General features: G+C 72.9%; 22 protein-coding genes. 8 read left to right on the top strand and 14 right to left on the bottom strand.

Annotated elements, in window-relative coordinates; all coding sequences use genetic code 11:
* Positions 1-28 precede the first annotated feature (28 nt).
* Entirely contained in the window at positions 29-1,165 is a 1,137-nt protein-coding gene (gene trpS / locus ASE27_RS10705) for a tryptophan--tRNA ligase (protein ID WP_056649650.1), read from the bottom strand.
* A gap of 322 nt (positions 1,166-1,487) precedes the next feature.
* On the opposite strand from trpS, the gene ASE27_RS10700 reads away from it, so the two are divergent.
* Positions 1,488-2,357, top strand: coding sequence for an SMP-30/gluconolactonase/LRE family protein (locus ASE27_RS10700; protein WP_056649648.1), 870 nt, complete (start codon positions 1,488-1,490; stop codon positions 2,355-2,357).
* A 123-nt stretch (positions 2,358-2,480) separates the two neighbouring features.
* Here the strand turns inward: ASE27_RS10700 and ASE27_RS10695 are convergent, their stop codons facing one another.
* Together ASE27_RS10695 and ASE27_RS10690 are read right to left on the bottom strand one after the other, a co-directional pair.
* Positions 2,481-3,338 (bottom strand): fumarylacetoacetate hydrolase family protein, encoded by an 858-nt coding sequence (locus ASE27_RS10695; RefSeq protein WP_056650003.1) that lies wholly within the window; start codon positions 3,336-3,338, stop codon positions 2,481-2,483.
* Positions 3,339-3,387: 49 nt separating this feature from the next.
* A complete protein-coding gene (locus ASE27_RS10690) occupies positions 3,388-4,392 on the bottom strand; it encodes a C-terminal binding protein (protein WP_056649645.1) in 1,005 nt (334 codons plus the stop codon).
* A 90-nt stretch (positions 4,393-4,482) separates the two neighbouring features.
* Here ASE27_RS10690 and ASE27_RS10685 point away from each other — a divergent pair, with 90 nt between their 5' ends.
* Both ASE27_RS10685 and ASE27_RS10680 read left to right on the top strand, forming a co-directional pair.
* A complete protein-coding gene (locus ASE27_RS10685) occupies positions 4,483-5,250 on the top strand; it encodes an SDR family NAD(P)-dependent oxidoreductase (RefSeq protein ID WP_056649641.1) in 768 nt (255 codons plus the stop codon).
* 51 nt (positions 5,251-5,301) lie between these two features.
* Positions 5,302-5,655, top strand: coding sequence for a nuclear transport factor 2 family protein (locus ASE27_RS10680; RefSeq protein WP_056649638.1), 354 nt, complete (start codon positions 5,302-5,304; stop codon positions 5,653-5,655).
* Between the two features lie 71 nt (positions 5,656-5,726).
* Here the strand turns inward: ASE27_RS10680 and ASE27_RS10675 are convergent, their stop codons facing one another.
* The 9 genes from ASE27_RS10675 to ASE27_RS10635 all read right to left on the bottom strand — a co-directional run bounded on the left by ASE27_RS10675 (position 5,727) and on the right by ASE27_RS10635 (position 14,176).
* Positions 5,727-6,755, bottom strand: a complete 1,029-nt coding sequence (locus ASE27_RS10675) for an acyl-CoA desaturase (protein WP_235535415.1) — start codon at positions 6,753-6,755, stop codon at positions 5,727-5,729.
* 72 nt (positions 6,756-6,827) lie between these two features.
* The gene (locus tag ASE27_RS10670; RefSeq protein WP_056649633.1) at positions 6,828-7,448 is read right to left on the bottom strand and encodes a hypothetical protein; all 621 of its coding nucleotides are present in this window, start codon (positions 7,446-7,448) and stop codon (positions 6,828-6,830) included.
* 142 nt (positions 7,449-7,590) lie between these two features.
* A complete protein-coding gene (locus ASE27_RS10665) occupies positions 7,591-8,088 on the bottom strand; it encodes a DUF1269 domain-containing protein (protein ID WP_056650000.1) in 498 nt (165 codons plus the stop codon).
* Between the two features lie 111 nt (positions 8,089-8,199).
* Complete coding sequence (locus ASE27_RS10660) at positions 8,200-8,949, bottom strand: cation transporter (protein ID WP_056649997.1); 750 nt, start codon at positions 8,947-8,949, stop codon at positions 8,200-8,202.
* Positions 8,950-8,954: 5 nt separating this feature from the next.
* Positions 8,955-9,287, bottom strand: a complete 333-nt coding sequence (locus ASE27_RS10655; protein WP_056649628.1) for a helix-turn-helix transcriptional regulator — start codon at positions 9,285-9,287, stop codon at positions 8,955-8,957.
* A gap of 83 nt (positions 9,288-9,370) precedes the next feature.
* On the bottom strand, positions 9,371-10,294 hold the full coding sequence (locus ASE27_RS10650) for an SDR family NAD(P)-dependent oxidoreductase (protein ID WP_082608796.1): 924 nt from the start codon (positions 10,292-10,294) through the stop codon (positions 9,371-9,373).
* The gene (locus ASE27_RS10645; RefSeq protein WP_235534321.1) at positions 10,291-11,616 is read right to left on the bottom strand and encodes an enolase C-terminal domain-like protein; all 1,326 of its coding nucleotides are present in this window, start codon (positions 11,614-11,616) and stop codon (positions 10,291-10,293) included. Before ASE27_RS10645 ends, ASE27_RS10650 begins: the two co-directional genes overlap by 4 nt.
* The gene (locus ASE27_RS10640) at positions 11,613-12,431 is read right to left on the bottom strand and encodes an SDR family NAD(P)-dependent oxidoreductase (RefSeq protein ID WP_235535414.1); all 819 of its coding nucleotides are present in this window, start codon (positions 12,429-12,431) and stop codon (positions 11,613-11,615) included. Before ASE27_RS10640 ends, ASE27_RS10645 begins: the two co-directional genes overlap by 4 nt.
* Positions 12,428-14,176, bottom strand: a complete 1,749-nt coding sequence (locus ASE27_RS10635; protein ID WP_056649626.1) for a hypothetical protein — start codon at positions 14,174-14,176, stop codon at positions 12,428-12,430. Before ASE27_RS10635 ends, ASE27_RS10640 begins: the two co-directional genes overlap by 4 nt.
* 219 nt (positions 14,177-14,395) lie before the next feature.
* On the opposite strand from ASE27_RS10635, the gene ASE27_RS10630 reads away from it, so the two are divergent.
* A complete protein-coding gene (locus ASE27_RS10630; protein ID WP_082608794.1) occupies positions 14,396-15,124 on the top strand; it encodes a GntR family transcriptional regulator in 729 nt (242 codons plus the stop codon).
* A 19-nt stretch (positions 15,125-15,143) separates the two neighbouring features.
* Here the strand turns inward: ASE27_RS10630 and ASE27_RS10625 are convergent, their stop codons facing one another.
* Both ASE27_RS10625 and ASE27_RS10620 read right to left on the bottom strand, forming a co-directional pair.
* Complete coding sequence (locus ASE27_RS10625) at positions 15,144-15,635, bottom strand: hypothetical protein (protein WP_056649623.1); 492 nt, start codon at positions 15,633-15,635, stop codon at positions 15,144-15,146.
* A complete protein-coding gene (locus ASE27_RS10620) occupies positions 15,632-16,183 on the bottom strand; it encodes a hypothetical protein (RefSeq protein WP_056649620.1) in 552 nt (183 codons plus the stop codon). The genes ASE27_RS10625 and ASE27_RS10620 overlap by 4 nt, the downstream gene beginning before the upstream one ends.
* 285 nt (positions 16,184-16,468) lie before the next feature.
* Here ASE27_RS10620 and ASE27_RS10615 point away from each other — a divergent pair, with 285 nt between their 5' ends.
* The 4 genes from ASE27_RS10615 (at position 16,469) to ASE27_RS10600 (ending at position 24,584) form a co-directional block, all read left to right on the top strand.
* Entirely contained in the window at positions 16,469-17,530 is a 1,062-nt protein-coding gene (locus tag ASE27_RS10615) for a GNAT family N-acetyltransferase (protein ID WP_056649617.1), read from the top strand.
* 433 nt (positions 17,531-17,963) lie between these two features.
* A complete protein-coding gene (locus ASE27_RS10610) occupies positions 17,964-20,243 on the top strand; it encodes a peptidase C14 (protein WP_235535413.1) in 2,280 nt (759 codons plus the stop codon).
* Positions 20,244-20,305: 62 nt separating this feature from the next.
* On the top strand, positions 20,306-22,573 hold the full coding sequence (locus tag ASE27_RS10605; protein ID WP_235535412.1) for a peptidase C14: 2,268 nt from the start codon (positions 20,306-20,308) through the stop codon (positions 22,571-22,573).
* A gap of 703 nt (positions 22,574-23,276) precedes the next feature.
* Entirely contained in the window at positions 23,277-24,584 is a 1,308-nt protein-coding gene (locus tag ASE27_RS10600; RefSeq protein ID WP_056649614.1) for a Gfo/Idh/MocA family protein, read from the top strand.
* Positions 24,585-24,706: the final 122 nt, after the last annotated feature.

Here is a 24,706-nt window from a genome sequence, read left to right as displayed (position 1 = left end):
CGTGCGCACCGGGGCCGGTGGGGACCCGTCAGCGGTAGACCATGCCCATGAGCCCGCGCACGTCCTCGAGCGTGCGGTCGGCGATCTCGTTGGCCCGCGCGTTGCCGCGCGCGAGGATGTCGAGCACGTCGGGTCCGTCGCCCGCCGCGAGCGCCGCACGCCGCGCGCGGATCGGGCGCAGGTGCTCGACGAGCGCCTCGGTCACGAGCGCCTTGAGCCTCCCGGCCCCCGCGGACCCGATCTCGTCGGCGATCTGCTCGGGGGAGCGCCCCGTGCACAGCGACGCGATCGTCAGGAGGTTGGCGACCTCGGGCCGGGCGTCGGGCTCGTAGGTGATGACCCGCTCCGCGTCGGTCTTGGCCCGCTTGACCCACCGGGCCGTCTCGTCCTCGCTCGCCCCGAGCGGCAGCGTGTTCCCGCGGCTCTTGCTCATCTTGGTCCCGTCGGTCCCGAGGATCGTGGGCGAGGGCGCGAGCAGCGCGTCGGGCTCGGGGAAGTACGGGTTCGCGGCGGCGTACCGCTGGTTGAAGCGGCGCGCGACGGTACGCGTCATCTCGAGGTGCGGCAGCTGGTCCTGCCCCACGGGCACCAGGTTGCCGTGGCAGAACAGGATGTCGGCGGCCTGGTGCACGGGGTAGGTCAGCATGAGCCCGCTCATGGCCCGACCGCCCGTGGCCGCGGTCTCGGCCTTGACGGTCGGGTTGCGGTCGAGCTCGGCGACGCTCACGAGGCTCAGGAACGGCAGCAGGAGCTGGTTGAGCGCGGGGACGGCGCTGTGCGCGAAGACCGTGGTCCGGTCAGGGTCGATCCCGGCCGCCAGGTAGTCGAGCAGGATCTCGCGCACGGTCCCGCGCAGGTCTCCGGCCTCGTCGCGGTCGGTGATGACCTGGTAGTCGGCGAGGATCAGGAAGACCTCGACGCCTGCCTGCTGGAGCCGCACGCGGTTCGCGATGGTCCCGAAGTAGTGCCCGATGTGCAGCGCGCCCGTCGGTCGCTCGCCCGTCAGGACGCGGAACTCCGCGGGGTTCGCGGCGATCCGCGCCTCGACCTCGAGGCTGCGGGCGCGCGCCGCGTCGAGGGTCCCGACGGCGGAGCCCGCCTCGGACGGACGGGTCCCCTGGGCAGGGGTCGTGGCTGCGGCGTGGGCCGCGGTGGTGAGGGTCATGGTGCTCCTTGGTTCAGGAGCCGCCCTCGCTCGCCGGAGGCGACGGAGGGCCGACCCGGGCTGCACGCAGGGCAGCTCGGGGACACGACTGGTCACGGCTGCGAGGGCAGCCACCACCAGTTGCGCGTTGTCATGGGCTCAAGGCTACTCCCGACGCCCCTGGGCAGAGCACCGGTGCGCTGCCGAGCGGACCCGCCCGGGTCGACCACACCCGTCCCCGGGTACGTCGCCGCGCTCGGTTCACGGCACCGTCCGACGGCTCTGGCGCAGGAGCCGACGCAGGCCGTCCTGCACCGGTTCCCGGGTCCGGGACAATAGCCCCATGCGTGCCGAGAACATCACCGGTCCCGTCGCCCACCACGGCGAGGGGCCCGTGTGGTCCCCGACCTGGGGCGGGCTGCGGTTCGTCGACATGATGGCCGGCGACCTCCTGACCCTCCAGCCCGACGCCACGGTGGCCCGCCGCCACGTGGGCGACTACGCGACCATGGTGCGCCCTCGCTCCCGGGGAGGCTACGTCGTCGGGCTGGAGCGTGGGCTCGCGCTCGTGGACGACGAGTCCCCCGACTCCCCCGTGCGCCCCTTCCCCGAGCTGTGGAGCGACCCGACGGTCCGCCTCAACGACGGCTCGGCGACCCCGGACGGCGCGTTCTACGCGGGGTCCATGCCGTTCGACGACCGCGCGGGCGCGGGCGCCCTGTACCGCGTCGAGCCCGACGGCGCCGCTCGCCTCGTGCTGTCGGGCGTCACGTGCTCGAACGGGCTGGGCTTCTCCCCCGACGGGACGCTCGCGTACTACGTGGACACGCTCACGTGCCGCGTCGACGTGTTCGACTACGACCCGGGCGCGGACGAGCCGCTCGCGAACCGTCGGGCACTGGTCGAGATCCCGCGCGAGGACGGGCTGCCCGACGGGCTCACGGTCGACGCCGAGGGCGGCGTGTGGGTCGCGCTGTGGGGCGGCAGCGCGGTGCGCCGCTACGCCCCGGACGGCTCGTTGACCGAGGTCGTCGAGCTGCCCGCCTCGCACGTCACGGCGTGCACGTTCGGCGGCGCGGGCCTCGACGAGCTGTACATCACCACCTCGCGGCTCATGATCGGCGAGCCCTTCGAGCCCGAGCTCGACGCGGGGTCGGTGTTCCGCGTGGTGCCCGGGGTCGAGGGCCTGCCGGTCCTGCCCTTCGCGGGGTAGGCACGCGGCGCCCTGCGCAGCGAGGCGGGAGAGGTGCCGGTGGACGCCGGCACCTCTCCCGCCTCACGAGCGCAGAGCACGCCCGGGCGACCGGTGACGGACGCCCGGCCGACCCTCAGGTCGTCACACGACCGCGTCGCGGACCTTCTGCTCGCAGCGGCCCAGGCCCTCGATCTCGACGGCCATGACGTCGCCGTCGACCAGGTAGGGGAAGCGGCCCGAGAGCGCGACCCCCTGCGGCGTCCCGGTGTTGATGACGTCCCCCGGCTCGAGCACCATGTACTGCGACAGGTGCCACACGAGGAAGTCGACGTCGAAGATCATGTCGACCGTCGACGAGTCCTGGCGGACCTCCCCGTTGACCCACGAGCGCAGGCGAAGGTTCGTGGCGTCGACCTGGTCGGCCGGGACGAGCGCGGGACCCATCGGGTTGAAGGTCTCGCAGCTCTTGCCCTTGGACCACTGACCGCCCGAGACGGTCATCTGGTAGTCGCGCTCGGACACGTCGTTGGACACCGTGTACCCGGCGACGTGCGCCGCGGACTCCGCGGGCGAGGCGAGGTAGCGGGCCTTCTTCCCGATGACGACCGCGAGCTCGACCTCCCAGTCGACCTTCTGGGCCCCTGGGGGCAGCAGCACGTCGTCGTCGGGGCCGACCACGGTGTTGGAGTGCTTCCAGAAGATGATCGGGACGGTCGGCGGCTCGGAGCCGGACTCCGCCGCGTGCGCGGCGTAGTTCATGCCGATGCACACCACGGCCGTGGGCCGGGCGACCGGGGCCCCGACCCGCAGCGCGTCGGCGTCGACGACCACGGGCAGCTCGCCCGCCTCGAGGGCGGCCCGGGTGCGCGCGATCCCGTCGGCCGCGAGGAACTCGCCGTCGACGTCGCGGGTCAAGGAGTCGAGCGAGTAGGTGGTGCCGTCCGCGGTGCGGACGACGGGACGTTCGTGGCCGGGGAGGCCGAGGCGCATGAGCTGCACGTGCTGCACGGGGTGCTCCAGGAGGTCGTCTTCAGGGATGAACAGGACGTCAGCGTGCCAGGGCGCGCGCGTAGTCCGGGTTGACGATCGAGCCGACGGGACGGCCCGCGAGGAACTCGATCGCGTTCTGCGCGGTGTGCACGGGCAGGTCGGCCATGGCCTCGGGCGAGAACCAGGCGGCGTGCGGGCTCAGCAGCACCTGGTCGAGCGTGCGCAGGCGTGAGTCCGCGGGCAGCGGCTCGTGCGAGAACACGTCGAGCGCCGCAGCCCCCAGGTGGCCCCCCTCGAGCGCGTCGGCCAGCGCCTCCTCGTCGATCAGGGGGCCACGGCACGTGTTGACCACGACGGCGCCCGGCTTCATGGTCGCGATCGACGACGCGTCGAGCAGGTGCCGCGTGGCCTCGCTGAGCGGGGCGTGCAGGCTCAGCACGTCGGCCTCGGCGATGGCCTGCTCGCGCGAGACCGGCAGGTAGCCGGCCGCGGCGACGTCGACGTCGGGCACGAACGGGTCGTGGACCAGGACGCGGTAGCCGAGCGCCGCGCAGCTGCGCGCCACGAGCGAGCCGATCCGGCCGTAGCCGATGACCGAGACCGTGGTCGCGGACAGTCGCGCGGCCATGGGGCGCGGGGCGGTCGCTGCCCAGACCCCGCTGCGCACGGCACGGTCGTAGCCGACCAGCCCTCGGCTCAGCCCGAGGACCATCGCGACCGTGTGGGACGCGACCTCCTCGATGCAGTAGGTCGGGGTGTTCGCGACGGCGATCCCGCGCTCGGTCGCGGCGGCGACGTCGACCATGTCGTAGCCGATGCCCATGCGGCTGATGAAGCGGACGCCCTCGATCTCGTCGAGGACTCGGGCGGTCAGGGGCGCCCACTGGACGACCAGGGCGGACGGGCTCGCGCCTGCGGCCGCGGCGTCGCGGACGAGGTCGATGACGGCGTCCTCGGTCCGGGCCGCCCCGCGCACGACACCGAGGCCGGCGGCCGTGACGGTGTCTTCGCAGGCGGTGCCCGGGAGGTCGCAGTCGGTGATGACGACGGTGTCGGGGTTCATGAGCGGAAATGCTATAGCATCTAGCAACCCGGAGCCAGCGTGCATGGACAGGTGCTTGCGCTCCCCACAATTTGCTATAGCGTTTGGCCCATGGCTCGACGACTTGCGCTGATCACGGGCGCCAGCTCCGGGATCGGTTCCGCGACCGCCCTCCAGCTCGCCCGTGACGGATACGACCTCTGGCTCACCTACGCCCACGACGAGCTCGGGGCGCGCACGACCGCGGACCTCGCGACCGAGCTCGGCGCGACGTGCCACGTCTCGCGCCTCGACCTGCGCGACGTCGCGTCGGTCGAGAAGCTCGTCACGCGGGTCGACCGGCAGTGGGGCATGCTCCACGTCCTGGTCAACAACGGCGGCATGTGCCCGTACCGCGCGCTCGACGACATCGAGCTCGACGAGTGGGACGCCGTCATGGAGACCAACGCGCGCGGCACGTTCGTCCTCTCCCGCGCGGCGCTCCCTCTCCTGCGGGCCGCCGCAGCCCCCGAGGGCGAGCCTCCCGTCGACCGCAGCATCGTCAACGTGGCCTCGATCGCGGGCCAGCAGGGCGCGCTCAAGACCGGGGTGCACTACGCCGCGAGCAAGGGTGCGCTCCTCGCGATCACGCGCAGCTTCGCGCGCCTCCTGGCCGCCGAGGGGATCCGCGCCAACGCGGTCACGCCCGGCCCCGTCACGAGCAACATCACGAGCCAGCTCGACGACGTGGGTCGCGCGGCCCTGACGTCCTCGATCCCGCTCGGCAGGTTCGGCACGCCCGACGACGTCGCGTGGGTCATCGCGTCGCTCGCCTCCCCACGGGCCGGGTTCGTCACGGGAGCCACGTACGACATCAACGGCGGCGTCCGGATCGACTGACCCGGCACGACCCGGCCACCACCCGACGACCTACGACGAGACGAGCACCGCATGACCGAGCGCACCGCACCCCCGAGCGAGACGGCCCACGCCGTGGTCACCGAGCAGGTCGCCGCGTTCAACGCGCACGACCTCGAGCGGTTCCTCGCGACCTACGCGCAGGACACCGTGGTCGTCGGCGTCACGCCCGCGCCGATCGTCGGCAAGGACGCGCTGCGCGCCTTCTACGGTCCCCGCCTTGCGACCGGAGATGTGCACTGCACAATCGATGCCTCGGTGACGTACGGTGAACGATGGGTGGTCGCACGCGAGATCGTGACGACCTCGAACGGGTCGGGCGAGACCATCGCCACCTTCGAGGTCCTCGACGGTGTCATCACCCGGGCGAGCATGCTCAAGGCCTGACGCCCCCACGAACGCGGAGCCCGGTCGGTCACCCCCCTTGATCGACCGGGCTTCGCTCTGTCCGGTGAGCACTACCTCCCGAGCGACGCCGTCAGCGGGCACGTGAACGGCTCCTGGGCGCGCAGGCCCACGTGGTTGAGGTAGCTCACCACGATCCCGTAGGACCGGAACAGACCCACCTCGGTGTAGGGCACGCCCGCGACCTCGCAGTAGGTGCGCACGATCGGCTGGACCTTCTTGAGGTTGGGCCGGGGCATGCTCGGGAACAGGTGGTGCTCGATCTGGTAGTTCAGCCCACCCATCACGGCGTCGACCGCGTACCCGCCGCGCACGTTGCGCGACATGAGCACCTGGCGCCGCAGGAAGTCGAGCGTCATGTCGTGCGGCACGATCGGCATGCCCTTGTGGTTCGGGGCGAACGACCCGCCGAGCAGCACGCCGAACAGCGCGAGCTGCACCCCCAGGAAGGCGGCGGCCTTGCCCGGTGGCAGCAGCACGAACAGCACACCCACGTAGACCGCCAGCCTCCCCAGGACGAGCGGCGCCTCGACCCCTCGATGCGGTACGGCGTCCTTGCGCAGCACGGTCCGCACGCTCGCGACGTGCAGGTTCAGCCCCTCGAGCGTCAGCAGCGGGAAGAAGAACCACCCCTGGTGGTGGGCGAGCCACGCGCGCCACCCCGTCCTCGCCGCCAGGGCAGCGGGGGTGAACGAGATGACTCCGGGCGAGATGTCGGGGTCCTCGCCCTCCTGGTTGGGGGCCGAGTGGTGGCGCTCGTGCTTGGTGCGCCACCAGCCGTAGCTCAGGCCGACGAACCCGCCCGCGAGGACCCGGGCCGTCCAGTCGTTCCACCCGCGCGAACGGAAGATCTGCCGGTGCGCGCTGTCGTGGCCCAGGAAGGCGATCTGCGTGACGACCACGGCCATGGCCGCGGCGACGACGAGCTGCCACCACGAGTTCCCGACGAGGGCGACCGCGACCCAGATCCCGGCGAAGGCGAGCAGCGCCAGGACGAGCCGCGTCCAGTAGTAGCCGTACCGCCGTCGGAGCAGCCCGGTCTCACGGACGAGCCGGGCCAGGGTGGAGTACTCGTTCGTCACCCGAAGCACGACGGGCCGCGCCCTCGGGAGGTCTGTCGGCGCCACGTCCATGGGGTCCTCATCGCTCCGGGGTCACTCGAAGCGGATCTCGTCCGCCTCCACGAGGACGGCACCGGCGCGTCGATCCTCTTCTCGCTGCAGGTCCGCGACCTCCGCGGCCAGGCGGTCGTGCTCGGCGACGAGGTCCCGGCTGACATCACGCAGGACGCCGGCGATCTCGCGGGCGAGGCCACTCCGGAGCACGGCGAGGCTCGTGTGGCCGATCAGCAGGCGACGGTCCGAGACGGTCAGCTCGACGCCCTCGTATCCCGCGTCGGCGAGGCGTCGTCGGACGTCGTCGCTCTCGATCGCGTCCTGCTCCTCGCGCGTGACGCGGCGCGAGAACACCGCAGGGACGGTGTAGGCGACCGGCTCACGCGCCGTCCCCAGCTCCGGGGGCAGAGCGGTCGCCAGGACACCGGTCAGCCGGAGGGCGTCGGGGTCGGGTGGCTGCTCGGGGTCGCGGCCGCGCGCGTGCGCGTTCTCGCCGACGTGCCCTCGCTCGTGCCCGCCCTCGTTGTCCCAGTCGCGTGCCGCCGCGTCGTCCTCACGCTCCGCGAACGAGCGTTCGACGTCCTCCGGCAGCGTCGTGAGCGCGCCCTGTCCCCCGCCGCGCCCTGGTGCAGCCGGTCCGTGCGTCTCGTTGCCAGGCATAGTTCGACGCTACGCCTCATCGGGTGCGCCGACGGGTCCTCGCCGGTGCAGGTTGCGTGTGGGTCGGGCCGCCTCGCCGGGCACGACGACGGCCCCGGTCCGTGAAGGACCGGGGCCGTGCGTCTCGCGCGTGCGGAGGTTCTCAGACCGCGTCGTCGAAGGCCGCGCGGAGCTTGGCCTCCTCGTCGGCCGACAGGTTCGTCTGGATGAGCTCGCCGTGGATGCCCTGCGCCTGGAGCGCCTCGTGGACCCGGTCCATGACAGCCCCCGACGTCATGACGAACAGCGCCGACGTGCCCGGCGTGACCTTGGACCGCACCGAGTCGATGAAGTCGTCGTCGATGCCCACGTCGGTCAGCGAGCCGGCCAGTGCGCCCGAGGCAGCACCGATCGCGACGCCGATGAGCGGGATGAAGAAGATGATCCCGAACAGCAGGCCCCAGAACGCGCCGCCGAGCGCACCGATGCCCGTCGTGTTGTTGGACTGGTGCGTCTTGGGCTTCTTCTTGCCCTCTTCCCACGACACGATCGCCGCGTCCTGCACCTGGATGAGCTCCTGCTTCTGCAGCCCCAGCAGCGCGTCCTCCGCCTGCTGTGCGCCTTCAGGAGTCTCGAACTTCCACACCGTCAGTGTTGCCACCACAAGCCTCGTTCCGTCGTCGTCGGTTCTCGGAGGACGCCGTCCCGGTCCGGGCGCGGGTCCTCCTCGACCGTAGGTGCGCTTGCCCGAGGCCGCCATCGGAGACCGGCGTCAGTCGGCGCAGCACGAGCACCCGTCGCGGTCGGGCGTCGCGCCGCCCGCGGCACGCGCGTCCGTGCCCGACGACGGAGCCCCCTCTCCCTCGGCGTGCAGCGCCGCGACGGGCGAGCAGCACGCGTCGCCGCGCCAGGCCTCGACGCCTTCCTTGATCGCGACGGCCGCGATGACGAGGGCCGCGACCGGGTCGGCCCACGTCCAGCCCAGCGTGGTGTTGAGCAGCAGGCCCACGAGCAGCACGGCCGAGAGGTAGGTGCACAGGAGCGTCTGGCGCGAGTCCGCGACGGCCGAGGCCGAGCCCAGCTCGCGTCCCGTGCGCCGCTCGAACCAGGAGAGGAACGGCATGATCACGAGGCTCACGGCCGCGAGCACGATCCCGACGGTCGAGTGGTCAGGATCGGATGCCCCGAGCAGCGTGCGCACGGCGTCGACGCTGACGAACAGCGCGAGACCGAAGAACGACACCGCGATGAGGCGCATCGCGGTGCGCTCGCGACGGTGCGGGTCGGGGGCCGCGAACTGCCATGCGACGGCTGCGGCCGACAGCACCTCGACGACCGAGTCGAGGCCGAAGCCCACGAGCGCGGCCGAGGACGCGAGGCGACCGGCCGTGATCGCGACGACCGCCTCGACCACGTTGTAGGCGATGGTCGCCGTGACGATCCAGCGCACGCGACGCTCGAGGAGGGCCCTGCGGGCGGGTGCGATGCCCTGCCCGTGCACCTCGTGGGCGGAGGTCGTCATGCCGGTCATGAGCAGGTGCACCCGTCGGGCGAGCAGCACGTCGGGTCGACCGTGACGACGAGCCGGAGCAGGTCGTCGAGCGCGGGCGCGAGGTGGCTGTCGGCGAGCCGGTACCAGGTGCGTCGGCCGTCGGGGATCGCCTCGACGAGCCCGCACCCGCGCAGGCACGCGAGCTGGTTCGACATGACCTGGCGCGAGACGCCCAGGGCGTCGGCCAGGTCCGAGGGGTACGCGGGCGCTTCACGCAGGGTCAGCAGGATGCGCGTGCGCGTCTCGTCGGACAGTGCGTGCCCGAGCCGCGCGAGCGCCGCGGTGTGCGTGAGGGTGACGGTCTCCATGGACAGGACAGTACACGGAAACCTGAATCCAGAAGATGATGTATCGCCAAGGCAGCCGGGTCGTCAGGGTCCTCCCGGTCGACTCACCCCAGCCCGTACCGCGCGTCGAGCTCTGCGTCGTGCGGCAGCGTGCCGAACGACGCGGTCCAGGCGCCGTCGGCCGCGATCGACTGCCCGGACACGTAGGACGACTCGTCCGACAGCAGGAACGCGACCACGGCCGCGATCTCCGACGACTCGGCGATGCGCCCGAGCGGCGGGCCCTCGGCGAGCCCGCGCTCCTCGGCCGCCGGGTCGGCGGCGTTCGCGATCTGCGCGTCGAGGTGCGGCGTGCGGACCCCGCCGGGCGCGACCGTGTTGGCCCGGATGCCGTAGCGCCCGTACGTCACCGCGACGCTGCGCGCGAGGGCGTCGATCCCGCCCTTGGTCAGCTCGTAGGCCGCGTGGTCGACGAACGAGGACCGCCCGTGGATGGACCCGACGTTGACGATCGACCCGCCGCTCACCTGGTCGGTGAACGCCTCGACCGCCGCGGCGGCCCCCCACAGGTAGCCCAGCCCGTTGATCTCGACGACGTCGCGCGCCGTGCGCTCGATCGCCTCGGCACGTCCGGGGTCGCCCATCGCGTGCAGCGGCGTGGTCTGGGTGATGCCCGCGTTGTTGACCCAACCCGCGAGCGGCGCGAGGGTCCGGGCGACGCGCGCGGCTTCGCGGTGCGCCTCGCGGTCGCGCGAGTCCGCGAGCACGACGGCCGCGCAGATCCCTTCCGCGACGGTCCCCGAGCCGGGGGTCCGCTCGAGCCCGACGACGGCCCAGCCGTCCGCGGTCAGCCGCGCCGCGATGGCCCGGCCGATGCCCTTGCCGCTCCCGGTCACCACGACGCTGCGGGTCGCGGCTGGTCCTGGCACGGAGGCTTGTCCGGTCGGGTTCTGGGCGGACACCGGTCCTCGCTCGTCGTCGTGCCCGACGGCGGAGCCCGCCCGGGGCGTGCTCGTCGGGTCGGTCATCGGTCCTCCTGGTCGCCGAGCATGCGGTTGTCGTCGGTCGAGCATGCGGTTGTCGTCGTTCCGGGGCCCGTTCCGGACGCCAACCGCATGCTCGGCCGCGAGGGCTCGGTCTCGAACGTGAAGTACGCGGGCGAGAGCGTGAAACCCAGGCCGGGGGCCTCGGGCGGCAGCGCCGTGCCGTCCGAGAACGTCGGCCCGCCCTCGACGAGCAGCGGCGCCGGGTCGTAGGGGTTGCCCTGCGGCGAGCGCTCGAACGTCTCGACCCCGATCCCCGCTGCGCCTCCCAGGTGGACGCTGACCTCGGGGTACACGTGGCTCGACGTCACGAGCCCCGCGTCCTGCCAGGACCGGACCAGGGGGTCGGCGGCGGTGATGCCACCGATCCCGACCACGTCCACGCGCGCCACGTCGAGCGCGCCGAGCGCAGCGAGCCGCGCGAAGACCTCAGGGTCCGTGACCTCGTCGCCGATCGCGAGCGGCAGTCCCGTGACCTCACGGATGCGCGCTGCGCCGTCGGCGTCCTCGGGCAGCACGGGGTCCTCGAGCCAGGCGAGCGCAGGCGCTCCGGCCCCTGCGGGACCGCCGATCCCCCACGCGTCCAGGTCGGCGAGCGCGTCGTCCGCGTCACGCCAGCCGAAGCCGACGTCCACGACGACGCCGCTGCGGCCCGCCTCCGTCTCCCGGCCCGTCGCTCCTGGCAGCTCGTCGCGCAGGATCGCGAGCAGGCCGCGCATGAGGTCGCGGTCGGGAGAACGGGAGATCTTGAGCAGCGGCCAGCCCTCGCGGGCGCGGTCGAGCACCTCGTCGGCGACGTCGCGCGCCGTGCGACCGGGGGTCGGGTAGGCCGCGACCAGGATCGCCGGGCGGGCCGCGGGCACGACCGGGCCGGAGTCCAGGAGCCGCCACACCGGGACTCCTGCGACCTTGCCCGCGACGTCCCACAGGGCGACGTCGACCAGCCCGATCGCCCGGCGGACCAGGCCCACGCGCCCCACGATCGCCGATCCGCGCAGCGCGGCGTCCCACGCCGCGCGCACCCCTGCGGCCGGGTCGTCGACCGGGAGGTCGCGGCCCACGACGTGCGGTGCGACGAGGCGCTCGACGATCTCGGCCATGGGCGCCTCGCGCGTCAGGGCGTAGGAGACACCCGTGACCTCGGCGCCGTCGGGCAGCACCGCACGCACCTGGACCCCCACGTACTCGCGGCGCGTGACCGTCATGGCCCCGAGCTGCAAGGGCTGCGGCAGGGCGACGACGGTCGTCGACGTGCGGACGTCGGTGATGCGCGCGAACCCGCCCCGGCTCATGGCTCGGCTCGTCATTCCGGCTTCTTCGCGAGCGGGACGCCGTAGTCGATGATGAACCCGCCGTCGACGTAGATGGTCTGGCCGATCACGTACTGCGACTGGTCGGACACGAGCCAGCTCACGGCGTTCGCGATCTCCGAGGCGTCGGCGAGGCGGCCCGCGGGGATGCGCGCGAGGATCGTCTCCTCCTTGAGCGTCCCGGCCGCGACGCCCTGGCGGAAGACGCCCGTGTCGATGTACCCGGGCGCGACCGCGTTGACCCGTACCCCGCGCGCGGCCCACTCGGCCCCCGCGGTCGAGGTCAGGCCGATCACGGCCGCCTTGGTCGTCGAGTACGGGGCCCGGCCCGCGGAGCCGCGCGCCGAGACCGACGAGATGTTGACGATCGCGCCGCGGCCCGCGGCGAGCATGTGCCGGCCCGCGGCCTGGAGGCAGGTGAAGACGCCGTGCAGGTTGACGTCGACCACGGCCTTCCACTCGTCCCAGCTCAGGTCCTCGATGCCGCGGTGGCGCTGGATCCCGGCGTTGTTGACCAGGACGTCGATGCTGCCCGTCGCGGCGGCGACCGCGTCGAACGCCGCCCCCACGGCCGCGTGGTCGGTGACGTCGAGGGGCATCCAGACCAGGCTCGGCTCGGCGGGCAGGGCCACGAGGTCGAGCGCAGGCAGGTCGTGCTGGACGACGTCCGCGCACACCACGCGGTAGCCGTCGGACGCGAGCCGCTCGGCGATCTGTCGGCCGATGCCGGCCGCGCCGCCCGTGACGATCGCGGTGCGGAGCGGGGTGCCGGCCGGGGTGCCGGACGTGGTCGTGGTGCTGGGGATGCTCACTGGTCCTCCGTGGAAGTCTGCGCTGGTGCCGGCGTCGTCGCCGCCAGGGTGTCGATGAGGTGGTTCGCGTGCTGCTCGAGCCGCGCGAGCGAACCGGGCGCGAGCGGCGACTGCCACGCCTGGTAGGCGCCGCGCACGTAGGCCTGGTCGGTCGGCAGGTAGACGAAGCCCGGGCCGTTGGTCAGGTTCGCGACGACCACGGGATGGTCGCCCGCGTGCTCGCGGACCGTGCGCTGGAAGCGCGAGTACGCCTCGCCCGGGTGCGCGACGAGGAACCCGTCGCCGATCTGCCACACCCACGTGGGGTGCTCGACGGTCGGGCCGGTCACGTAGCCGTCGCGCAGGTTGCGCGCGCGGCGCAGCCGCTCGTCGCGGCTGCGCGGGTCGATGTCGGCCCACTCGGCCTCCATCTGCGCGAGGCTCGGCAGGTCGCGCAGGTCCAGCACGACGGCGTCGCTCACCGCGCGCAGGACGCGCGAGCCCTCGACGGGGCGCGGCTCCCACATGCCCAGCGGTGCTCCGGACTGCACGACGTGCGTGAGCTCGAGGGCCGTGCCGGGCGGCGGCAGCTCGGCGAGCGCCGCGAGGACCGCGTGCCCGAGCGAGAGACCGTGCCGGTCGGCGACCGCCACGTCCCCCGTGTACTGCTCGCGCGGGGCCAGCTCGCCCGAGGCGCCCTGGAAGAACGCGACGGGGGCCCCGGTCGACTCCTCGACGAGGTCGCGCATCGCGCCCACGTAGTCCGGGGAGACCAGGGTGTTCTGCCACGCGAGCGTCGTGGGATGGCACGCGTAGTTGACGATCGTCGCGAGAGGCGTCGTGTTCGGCAGGGGCTCGCGGGCGGCCGCGCAGGCGGGGCAGCGGCTCGCGTCGGCGGTCGACGGCGGGTGGTCGTGCCCGGTCGGTGCAGGGTGGTCGTCCGCGGTGTGTGGCTCGACCCGGCTGAGCCGGCCGATCACGACCGTGTCGTCCGTGGCGGCGCGCGGGACCGACGGGTTGAACCCGATCACGGGAAGCCCGAAGTCCTCGGTGACGTCCACGGTGGCGCCGGAACCGGCGGACGTCGCGGCACCGGACGCGGCGGGCCCCGTGTCAACGGGCTCGCCGTGCGACCCGCCCGCGCCGAGGATCAGCTCGCGGTCGGCCGCGAGCGCGCAGCGCCCCGTGGTCCACTCGAGCGTCGCGGGGGCGAGCGTGGCCACGGCCTCGCGGCCCGCGTCGACGGCCTGCGCCGCGAGGTGCTCGAGGTAGGCGGGGACGAGCTCGCCGCCCTCGAGGTCGGCGTCGTGGCTGCACAGCACCGGGCCCGCGTGGGTGTGGGACAGCGAGATGAGCAGCCGCTCGGGCGGCAGGTCGAGGCCCGCGAGGACCGCGTCCCGGACGCCGCGCTCGTCGTCGACGCGGCGCCACCACGTGGCGTCCACGGTGATCATGACCAGAGGGTCGGTCCGGGGCGCGCCGGTGCGCTCGGGGTGAGCGGCGCCGTCGGGCGTGCCGACCTGCGCGGGGTGAGCGGCGCCGTCGGGCGTGCGGTGCGCGGGCGAGACGCCCGAGCCGGGCGCCTGGTCCTCGGCGAGGGCGATCGCGGTGAGGGTCATCGCGCGGTGGGTGCCCCGGGAGGCGTTCCAGTCGGCCGGACCCCAGTTGCGGGCGCGGATGCCCACCGGTGGCGTCACGTCGCGGCGTGCGACACCTGCCAGACCGCGGAAACCAGGCACCTTCACCTGGTCGTGCAGGGACACCATGGATCCTCCTCGAGCCTGTGCGTGAACCCTCGAATGCTATAGCATGTAGTGAGGGGGCAAGCCGTCCGGTGGCCCTTCGCCTCGATGGTGGCACAACGGTGCGCCCCGCGCAGACCTCGCCCCGACCACGCACCGCGGGCGAGCAGCCGGGCCCGGTTCGCCGACCGCTATCCTTCGGGGCACCTCCCGGATCGGACCGCAGAACACTACGGAGAACCCATGGCGCTCAAGAGCGTGCCCGACCTGAACGTCGCCGACCGCGTGACCGTCGAGCTGCGAGAGGCCATCTTCAGCGGCGACCTCGCGCCCGGGTCCCGACTCGTCGAGCGCAAGCTCGCCGAACGCCTCGGCACGAGCCACATCCCCGTGCGCGAGGCCCTCACCCGCCTCACCGAGGAAGGGCTCGTCGAACGCCTCCCCCACCGCGGGGCGCGCGTCGCCGCGCTCACGAGCCGCGACCTCGAGGAGATCTCGAGCCTGCGCACCCTGCTCGAGCAGTTCGTCGTCGTGCGCGTGCAGGCCGAGTGGGACGCCAAGACCGAGGCCCGCCTGCGCAAGACCGTGCAGCAGATGGTCGACGCGGCCGAGCGCGGCAGCTCGGCCCGCGTGTTCGAGCTCGACCGACGCTTCCACGAGCAGCTCTGGGAGCTCGCCGACCACCGCATGCTCATGACCATCACGTCCCAGCTCCGTTCCCGGATCACAGGCTTCCTGCGCGCCGCGAACGTGGCCCTGGACCCCGAGGCGCGCGTCGCGCACGCCGAGACGCACAACCTCATCATCGACGCGATCGCGAGCGGCGACCCCGAGCGGGCGCGGACTGTCATGGCCGAGCACATCGGTGAGGCTGCGGCGCGGCTCGAGAGCCACACCGAGGAGGGCGAGGCAGAGGCCGGCCCTGCTCCGGTGGCTGGGGCCGTGGCCGGGGCCGTCGAGGCCGCGCGCTGACGCGACGGGCTGTGCGGGGTCAGGCCTGCAGGTAGCGGAGCAGCAGCCGGCCGACCAGCGCTTCGTACGCGTCACGCGCGAAGACCAGGTGCACGGGCGGGGTGAACGGCACGTCCTCGACCCCCTCGTCGGCACGGTCGCCCGGGACCTGCCAGCCGAGGTCGCGCCACTCGACGACACCCTGACCGATCACGAGCCGCGCACTCACCGCGCCGCACCCGAGGTCCGCGCACACCGGGCAGACGAGCAGCGGGACACGACCGTCGGCGAAGACGCTCACGTCGTCGGGGGCTCCGCCGCCGAGCAGCGCGTCGAGGTACTCCGACGCGGTGGCCGGCAGGAACGGGCTCAGGTCGACCAGCGGGGCCGCGAGCCCTCCCGGTCCCTCCGCAAGGGACACTCGATCGACGAGCCGGGTGAGCGTCTCGCCGTCGACGGTCCACTCGTCGCGGTACGCCAGCGTCCCGGGGTCGGTCGGTTCCATGACCGTGCGGATGCCGAGCTCGTTCACGCGCGCTCCGACAGCAGCGCGGCCTCGCGCCGGGACGCTACGAGGGCGAGCGCACCGCACCCGACCGCGAGCACCAGGAGCAGCGGTCCCTGTGCGCGGTACAGGACGAGCGCGACGATCGGGCTCGTCACGACCAGCGCGATCCCCGGGCCCCGGAGCAACGGGTTCCCGGTGCGACCGTCGAGCAGGAGCAGCCCGATGCCCAGCGCGAAGGCAGGACCGGCGAACCGGAGCATCATCGGACCCGAAAAGTACGCCAGCAGGACGAGCACGAGCAGGACCACGCCGTACCGGTCCTTGCCCTCGGTCACCCATGCCGGTCCACGCCTCGTGCGACGCGCGGCGACGACCCACAACACGAGGTACACGAGGGACGGGACGAGCATCCCCGGCCAGAACCTCCAGGGGTCGCTCCAGAGGGACACGGCGAGGACGGCGAGCCCTGCGGCCGTCCCCGTGAGCGGGAGGGACGTGGCGCGTCGCTGGGCTCGACGCCTGGCCTCGGTCGCTGCGAGGAGCGAGGCGGCGTCGACGGTGGTCGTCGTCATGGGAGCACTGTGGCGTGCCGCGCACACCCCGTCAACAGGGGTGGGGCAGCGAAGGGACGGCTCGCGTCGGTGCGGGTCGTGGCGGTCGAGGGATGGACACGTCGTGCGAGGTCCAGCCCGACCTCGCACGTGCTTCGTTGCCGTGCATCGTTCACTCGAGAACGTGGTTGCGAGACTATTCTTGCTATAGCAAAGCGTCAAGCCGACAGGGCCAGTCGAACCTGGACCGCCTCGCGCACCCGTCCCCACCTGCGACGACATCCCGCAGGCTCATCGAGGAGCCCCATGGAATTCCGCACCGCGACCCCCGCCGACGTCCCGTCGCTGTACACGCTGTGGGCTGCGGCGTTCGACGCCCCGCTCATGGTCCCGGTCTACGAGACCGACGCCGACCGGCTCGACCGCACGATCGTCGCCGTCCTCCCAGGGACGGGCGCAGAGCCGGACCGCGTCGTCGCCTCGGTCTGCTGGAGCCCGCGCACGCTCATGGGCCTCCCCGGCCCCGACGGGGCAGCCACCACGCTGGCCGTGGGTGGCGTCTCGAACGTCGCCTCGGCGCCCGACGTGCGCGGGCGCGGCCTGGTCCGCCTCGCGCTCGCCGAGGCCGTCACGCGCATGGAGGCCGCGGGCATGGACGCCTCGCTGCTGTTCACGGGGACGCCGGGCGTCTACCGCCCGAGCGGCTGGGAGGTCTTCGAGGTCCCTGTCGTCTCGGGTCCGCTCCGGCCCGACGGCGCCGCTCGCCCCGGGCAGCCGGGCCCGGCCGGGCAGCCGGGCGCGACCAGGCTCGCGGTCCGCCACGAGCGGGCGGCGCGCGCAGCTTCGGCCACCCCCACCACGTTCCCCGCCTGGAGCACCGACCTCCCGTGGCAGGACCTCGCGACCCTCCACGACGCGTTCCACGACGCGCCCGTGACCACGCGCCGGACGGCCGAGCACTGGCAGCACCGGGTCCCCCTCTGGTACTCGGCCGCCGAGCTCCTCACCGCTCGACGCCCCGACGGCACGATCGCGGGCTACCTGGTCGCGGAGACCGAGGGCGAGACGCTGCGCGTGCGGGAGCTCGCCGTCGGGCCCGACGACACGTCGGCGGTCGAGGCGCTCGCACGAGCGACCCGAGCCCTGGCCCGCGTGTGCGGTGCGACCCGCGCCGAGGTGCGCCTGCCGCGCACCCCGGCGACCACGGTCCTCACCGATGCGCTCCTGGCCACCGAGGGCCGCGAGAGGACGTCGGACGCGACGGGCATGCTGCGACCGGTCCTTCGCGGAGCGGCGGAGATCGACGCCCTGCGCGCCGCGACGAGCGGCCCGGCCGCCGGCTTCCACTGGCCCGGCGACTACCTGTGAAGCACGGGGCGCCGACGTCGCCGCCCGACCTTGCCACCCGACGCGCGCCGAGATGCGCCCAAGGGGGGCCGCGGAGCCCCGCCGAACCCCCGTCGGACGCATCTCGGCGCAGCGGGCACCCCGCCGGCAGCGTCCCACCCCGCCCCGCCCCGCCCCGGAAGGACCCGACGGACCTGGCGGCTCGTCATCAACCTCTTGACATTGCTATAGCACCGGCCTAATCTCCGGGAAATGCCCGATTCATCCGGACGCAACGAAGCGCATCCATCCTGCTGTCGCGGCCTGCCGCACACAGCCTGAACCGTTCCCTCGCACTCCCGTCCCCGGTCACCGCAGCCCCGGCCCGGCGGACTCCACCCGCACTCCCCCGTTGCCGCGCGTCGGCCACGCCTGAACGGACCCGTCTCATCGACTCGTCCGAAGGGTGACCCACGTGAAGACCCCCCTGACTGCCCGCGAGAGCGCGGCAGCGCCACACCTCTCCCCCGACTCCGACACCACCGCCCCCTCGCGCCGCGGCCTGCTGCGCGTCGCCGGCATGGGCGCGCTGGCCGCGACCGCGTTCGCGCTGTCCACGAGCACGGCGCCCGCGGCGCTCGCCGCGCCGCTGGGCCTGAGCAAGGACAGCGAGCCCGACGACGAGCTCACCGTCGCGACGTCGGTCGCCCAGCTCGTCGGCTGGCGCGCCAAGAAGATCGACCACGGCACCGTGGTCCGGCTCCTGGGCCACACGACCCCCGGCGACGGCGCCGCACGCCTCGTCCGCTACGACGCGAAGAGCACCGCGACCCCCAACGGAGGCACGGTGCTGGCGCCGCAGGACCTCGGTGCGGCCGGGCTGGGTCCTGGGCGGTGGCACACGCTCCACACCGGCACGGCCGACTTCCGCTGGTTCGGGATCTTCGGCGCCGACGCCCGCACGGGCAGCGCCGACGATGCGCTCGACGCGCTCGTGAACGACCCGACCGTGAGCCGCATCGAAGGGCACACCGAGCTCAACTTCGTGCGCCGCCACACCTACGCGCGCTCCGACCTCGAGCTCGACTTCGGCGGCCGGACGATCACGACCGAGGGCATCGAGCGCAACGCGCACGACAACCCGTTCGGCGCCGTCATGTTCTTCCAGGGGACCGTGACGGACGTGACCCAGCAGCGCACGCTCGTCGAGACCATGCCCGACCAGCGCGACGTGTTCGAGGTCGCGGACTCGACCGCGTTCGCGGTCGGCGACTGGTGGACCGTGCAGGTCGACCCCCGGCCGGGCGGCGGGCGCGACGAGCGCGAGCTCCAGCGGCTCGTGCAGGTCACCGAGGTCGTCGATGCGGCGCACGTGCGCGTCAACTACCGCAACGGCTGGGAGCTCGCCCCGGGCCGCGTGCTCGAGTGGCGCAAGGTCGTGCCCGTCGAGCAGGTCCACGTGCGGAACATGACGTTCGTCGGGGCCGGCCCCTACGACGGCCCACTCAACGGGGAGCTGCCCGACGACCGCGAGCTCAGCGGCTCGCACCCGGTCGCGTACGAGTTCGCGGTGCGCTGCGACGTCTCGGACGTGCACGGCTCCAGGACGTGGTGGCCCGTCATCATGCGCCGCTGGAACACGTTCTTCGCGACCGAGCGCTGCTCGGTCGCGAACCCGCCCACGGTCTTCTACGGCGGCGCGGGCTACCTCACGCAGCAGATCTACTGCCTGTACGGACGCGTCGCGGACTGCCGCTCGCACAACGCGCGCCACCTCAACGACCTCACGGCCTCGGCCTACTGCCTCGTCGAGAACTGCCACGGCGACGGCGACGACCAGGGCGGCAACCCGTTCACGACGCACGGCCAGTACGAGCACGACCTGGTGTTCCAGGGCAACAGCGGCCTCATGGACATCGCCAACTCGGGGGCGCAGTGGGGCATCAGCGCCAAGCGCATCACGGTCAAGGGACACGTGGCCTCGTGGTTCACGGTGAGCACCAAGATCACCGACCTGACGCTGGAGGACGTGCACGTGGTCGCGCGCTCGACGTTCGACCAGCAGGGCAGCCTCACGGTCAACGCCGACGGCGTGCAGATGCGTGGGTGCACCGCGTCGTTCTTCGCGGTCGCGCAGCGGTCGAACCTGTCGAAGCGGCCCAACGTCATCGAGGACTGCGACTTCTCGCTGCCGGTCGCCAGCGTGCTGCACCAGACGCCGGTCGCGAACCCGGTCCACTTCGTCCGGACGAGCTTCACCGGGTTCGACGGCACGATCCTGCGCGGCGCGGGGCCCGTGACGTTCACCGACTGCACGTTCGTCGGCTCGACCGACGAGGCCTCCCCCGCGGCCCCCGCGCTCGTCGGGTCGGCCGACGTCACGATCAGCGGCGGGACGCTCACCGGCACGGGCATCCAGCTCAGCGGGGTCCGCGACCAGAGGCTCACGGTCCGCGGGGCGGAGCTCTCCGGCACGACGACGGCAGGCGCCCTGGTGTCGCGGGCTGCGGGCCCGGGCACGGTCCAGGTGGACCTGCGCGGCGCGACGCTCGCCACGAGCGGGACCACCGCGCACGTCGCGCTGACCTCGGGCGCCGACGCGCTGACCGCGGTCGCGACGCGCTTCAGCGGCGGCCGGTACGACCTGGCCCCGGCCACGCGCGTGCTCCAGTCCGGCTGCGTCGAGCAGGGCGTCGACCGCACCGGCTTCCCCGAGGGCGACCACGTCCTCGTCACCGACTCCCTCGCGCTGTGAACCGCACGAGCACTCCCCCTCCCAGCCCACCCGGAAGCACCCCTGATGAAAGGCCTCTGCAGATGACGAACCTCCTCACGCCCGGACAGACCCCCGACGGGCCGGCGACGGCACCGACCTCGCCCCTCCAGGGCCCCACGGTCGAGGCCCCTTCGCGCCGCAACCTGCTACGCGTCGCCGGGATCGGCGGCCTCGTGGCTGCCGGCGCCCTGATGGGCACCCAGTCGGCCGCAGCCGGCACGCCCGCTGCCGCGGCGCCGTCGGGCGTGCTGCCCATGAAGAAGGACGAGCCCGACGACGAGGTCCTCGTCGCGACGTCCGTCGCCCAGCTCGTGGGTTGGAAGGCCAAGAAGATCGACGACGGGACGGTCGTCCAGCTCCTCGGCCACGCCACGCCGGGTGACGGTGCGGCGCGCCTGGTCCGCTACGACGCGAAGAGCGAGGCGGCCGCGAACGGCGGCACGGTGCTCGCGCCGAAGGACATCGGAGCCAAGGGGACGAACCGAGGGCGATGGCACACGCTCCACACGGGCACCGCCGACTTCCGCTGGTTCGGGCTGTTCGGGAAGGACACCCCGGCCGACGACGCGCTCGACGCGCTCGTGAACGACCCGACCGTGAGCCGTATCGAGGCGCACTCCGACCTCAACTTCGTGCGCCGCCACCGGTTCACGCGCTCGCACCTCGAGCTCGACTTCGGCGGGCACACCATGACGACCGAGGGCATCGAGAAGGCCGGGCAGGACGACCCGTTCGCGGCCGTCCTGTTCTTCCGCGGCACCGTGACCGACGACGTCCGCACCCACAAGCTCACGGCCGTCATGCCCGAGCTGCGCGACGACTTCGAGGTCGCCGACTCCTCGCAGTACGCCGTGGGCGAGTGGTACGCGCTCGAGGTCAACGCGCTCGCGGGCAAGTGGGAGCGCGAGCTGCAGCTCCAGGTCCAGGTCACGCAGATCGTCGACGCGACGCACGTGCGCGTCAACTACCTCAACGGCTGGGAGCTCGCCGCGGGGCGCACGCTCACGTGGACCAAGGTCGAGCCCGTGCAGCAGGTGCACGTGCGCAACCTGTCGTTCGTGGGCGTCGCGGGCGGCGACCAGTACACGGGATCGCACCCGCTCGCGTTCGAGTACGCGGTGAGCTGCGACGTCGAGAACGTGCACGGGGTCGCGACGTTCTGGCCCCTGGTCATGCGCCGGTGGTCGACGTTCTTCACGACGTCGCGCTGCTCGCTCGCCAACCCGGCCTCGATCACGTGGGGCGGCGCGGGCTACCTGACGCAGCAGATCTACTGCCTGTACGGGCACGTGTCCGACTGCCACACGTCGAACTGCCGCCACCTCAACGACTGGACCGCCTCGGCGTACGGCCTCGTGGAGAACTGCCACGGCGACGGCGACGACCAGGGCCCGTTCGTGACGCACGGCCAGTACGAGCACGACCTGACGTACGTCGGGAACTCGGGGCTCATGACGTTCGCGAACTCGGGTGCGGCGTGGGGCTCGTCGGCCAAGCGCATCACGGTCAGCAAGCACGTGTGCTCGTGGTTCGTGGCGCGCGTCAAGGTCACCGACCTGACGCTCGAGGACGTCCAGGTCATCCGCAAGGAGGGACTCGCGGGCTCGGGCATGCTGTGGGTCAACGCCGACGGCGTCCAGCTGCGCGGGTGCCAGGCCGACGACACCCTGATCGTCTCGCAGGCGTCGAGCCGCTCGAAGCGTCCCAACGTCATCGAGGGATCGCGCTTCAACGTGCTGCCGGGTACGCCGATCACGCAGGCCACCGTGACCAACCCGGTCCACCTGGTCCGCACGACGCTGAACGGGCTGGAGGGTGCGTCGTTCGCGGGCTCGGGGCCGGTGGTCCTGGACCAGTGCACGCTCGAGGCCGCCGAGGGCAAGGGCACCGTGACGGCGTCGGGAGACCTGACGATCCGTGGCGGCGTGGTGCGCAACGTCGCGGTCGTCGCGGCGGGCGCCGCCGAGCAGACCATCCGGGTCGGCGACGGGGCCCGGCTCGAGGGATCGCCCGCGGGCGGCACCTTCCTGAGCCGGGCGAAGGCGGACAAGCCGGTCACCTGGAACCTGGACGGTGCACGATCCACCGCGCCGACGGGTGACACTGGTCACGTGAAGCTAGACGCAGGTATCAATCGATGGTCGGCCGTGGGCTCCACCTTCACGGGTGGTCGCCTCCAGCTCGCCGACGGCGCATTCGGCACGGGGTCCTACCTCCTGCACTCGGGCAACGTGGAGAGCGGCGTGCAGCGCGTCGCGATCCCGGCCGACGGCCCGACGGTCTCGACGACGGGCACGCTCGTGGTCTGACCCCCTGCCCGTCCCGCCGGCCGCACCCCGACAGCACGAGGGGTGCGGCCGGCGTCGCACGGGCATCAGGGCAGCGACGGGACGTTCACCGACACCGAGCTGCCGGCCCCCGACCTCCGGCGCCGAGAACGGGGTTCCGCGCCCTCGACCACGAGGTTGCGGTCGTTCTCCGTGGGAAAGCGACCGCAACCTCGTGCTCGGCACCGGCGGACCGGCCCGGTGGCAGCGGCAGCCGCCGGTCTCGGCCCGGTCGTCGACCATGCGGTGGGCGGCTGCCGAGCATGCGATGGGCGTCAGAAATCCCACGCATCACGACGCCAACCGCCTGCTCGGCACCGAGAGCACGGCCGGCGCGACCAACCTCCGGCGCCGAGCACGAGGTTCCGCGCACTCGACCACGAGGTTGCGGCCGCTCTCAGCGGGAAAGCGACCGCAACCTCGTGCTCGGCACCGAGCCGCCGACCCTCACCACCGGCCCCGCCGGCCTCGGAGGAAGGTCCGGGTCGCGGAGCCCGCACGGCAGCCCGGTCCCAGACCGCACGAAAGATAACGACTCGGTCGCAAGTTGACCTGACGGGCTGTCAGGGCGCAGGATCATCTGTCATAGTTGCTATAGCAAATAGCAAATGAAGCCGTACTCGCCCGGCCCCTCACCGCACCACCCGCTCTCCCCGCAGCCCCCGCAACGAAGCAAGGACCGCTCGTGACCCGCAATGATGCACCCGTGACCGTCGCCCTCGTGGGCGCCGGCAACCGTGGTCAGACCTACGCACGCTGGATCGCCGCGCACCCCGACCGTGCCCGCCTGGTCGCGGTCGCCGACCCGCGCCCGTTCCAGCGCTCGCTCGTGGCGTCCGGCTCGGCAGCGGCGAACCCCGACGCCGCCCCCGTCGCGGAGTTCGCGGACTGGGAGTCCCTGGTCGCAGCGGGCGACGGGACCACGGGCGCCCCCGCCCGCCTCGCCGACATGGTCATCGTCGCGACCCAGGACCGTGAGCACCGCGACCCGGTCGTGGCGCTCACGGCGCAGGGCTACGCGATCCTGGTCGAGAAGCCGCTCGCACCGAGCCCCGAGGAGTGCCGCGACGTCGTCGACGCGGTCGAGGCCTCGGGCGTCCTGTTCGGCGTGTGCCACGTCATGCGCTACATGCCGTACACGGACCTCATGAAGTCGGTCGTCGACTCGGGCGTCCTGGGCGAGGTCGTCAACGTGCAGCACCTCGAGCCGGTCGGCTGGTGGCACGACGCGCACTCGTACGTGCGCGGACCGTGGCGCTCGGAGAAGACGTCGAGTCCCATGCTGCTCGCCAAGTCGAGCCACGACCTGGACTGGATCCGCTACGTCACGGGCAAGCGGATCACGACGGTCGCGAGCTTCGGCTCGCTCAAGCACTTCCGGCCCGAGGAGCGTCCCGAGGGCGCCGCGGACCGCTGCCTGGACTGCCCGCTCGAGCCGACCTGCCCGTACTCGGCTCCCCGCCTGTACCTGGGCACGCTGCGCGAGAAGGGGCCGATCTGGCCCGTCACGGTCGTCACCGACGGCACCGACGAGGCCTCGGTGATCGAGGCGCTGCGCACGGGCGACTACGGGCGGTGCGTCTACGCCTCGGACAACGACGTCGTGGACCACCAGGTCGTCGCGATGGAGCTCGAGGGCGGCGGAGCGGCGACGTTCACCATGACCGCCTTCTCGGAGCAGGACCACCGCAAGACGCAGATCTTCGGGACCCACGGCTGCCTCGACGGCGACGGCGAGAAGATCCGGGTCACCGACTTCCGGGACGGCTCGGTCACGGTCCACGACTCGGGTCACCACGGCGCGACCAACGCGGCCGACGACCACGGCGGCGGCGACTCGGGCGTCATGGACGCGTTCGTGCGCGCGGTCGCGACGGGCGACGCGTCGCACGTCCGCTCGGGCGCCGTCGAGTCCCTCCAGAGCCACCTCGCCGTGTTCGCGGCCGAGGAGTCGAGACACTCACGCACCGTCGTGGAGGTCCCGGCCCGCTAGCAGCACGTCCCGTCCGGGCGGGCAGCAGCCGCCCGGACACCGAAGCAGCACCTCGCAGGGAGCAGCGAAGCACCCGAAGCACCACCGCACGACCCCCGAAACATCCAGCAAGCATCCAGCAC

The organism is Oerskovia sp. Root918, assembly GCF_001428945.1.
Taxonomy (GTDB): Bacteria; Actinomycetota; Actinomycetes; order Actinomycetales; family Cellulomonadaceae; genus Oerskovia; species Oerskovia enterophila.
The sequence above is the reverse complement of the archived record's forward strand: the minus strand, read 5'-3'. Positions and strand labels throughout refer to the sequence as shown.

Bases quoted from the DNA above. Each gene is read 5' to 3' on its own strand.
- trpS (WP_056649650.1), bottom strand. From the start codon at position 1,165: ATGACCCTCACCACCGCGGCCCACGCCGCAGCCACGACCCCTGCCCAG.
- ASE27_RS10700 (WP_056649648.1), top strand. From the start codon at position 1,488: ATGCGTGCCGAGAACATCACCGGTCCCGTCGCCCACCACGGCGAGGGG.
- ASE27_RS10690 (WP_056649645.1), bottom strand. From the start codon at position 4,392: ATGAACCCCGACACCGTCGTCATCACCGACTGCGACCTCCCGGGCACC.
- ASE27_RS10685 (WP_056649641.1), top strand. From the start codon at position 4,483: ATGGCTCGACGACTTGCGCTGATCACGGGCGCCAGCTCCGGGATCGGT.
- ASE27_RS10680 (WP_056649638.1), top strand. From the start codon at position 5,302: ATGACCGAGCGCACCGCACCCCCGAGCGAGACGGCCCACGCCGTGGTC.
- ASE27_RS10670 (WP_056649633.1), bottom strand. From the start codon at position 7,448: ATGCCTGGCAACGAGACGCACGGACCGGCTGCACCAGGGCGCGGCGGG.
- ASE27_RS10660 (WP_056649997.1), bottom strand. From the start codon at position 8,949: ATGACGACCTCCGCCCACGAGGTGCACGGGCAGGGCATCGCACCCGCC.
- ASE27_RS10655 (WP_056649628.1), bottom strand. From the start codon at position 9,287: ATGGAGACCGTCACCCTCACGCACACCGCGGCGCTCGCGCGGCTCGGG.
- ASE27_RS10650 (WP_082608796.1), bottom strand. From the start codon at position 10,294: ATGACCGACCCGACGAGCACGCCCCGGGCGGGCTCCGCCGTCGGGCAC.
- ASE27_RS10645 (WP_235534321.1), bottom strand. From the start codon at position 11,616: ATGACGAGCCGAGCCATGAGCCGGGGCGGGTTCGCGCGCATCACCGAC.
- ASE27_RS10635 (WP_056649626.1), bottom strand. From the start codon at position 14,176: ATGGTGTCCCTGCACGACCAGGTGAAGGTGCCTGGTTTCCGCGGTCTG.
- ASE27_RS10630 (WP_082608794.1), top strand. From the start codon at position 14,396: ATGGCGCTCAAGAGCGTGCCCGACCTGAACGTCGCCGACCGCGTGACC.
- ASE27_RS10620 (WP_056649620.1), bottom strand. From the start codon at position 16,183: ATGACGACGACCACCGTCGACGCCGCCTCGCTCCTCGCAGCGACCGAG.
- ASE27_RS10615 (WP_056649617.1), top strand. From the start codon at position 16,469: ATGGAATTCCGCACCGCGACCCCCGCCGACGTCCCGTCGCTGTACACG.
- ASE27_RS10605 (WP_235535412.1), top strand. From the start codon at position 20,306: ATGACGAACCTCCTCACGCCCGGACAGACCCCCGACGGGCCGGCGACG.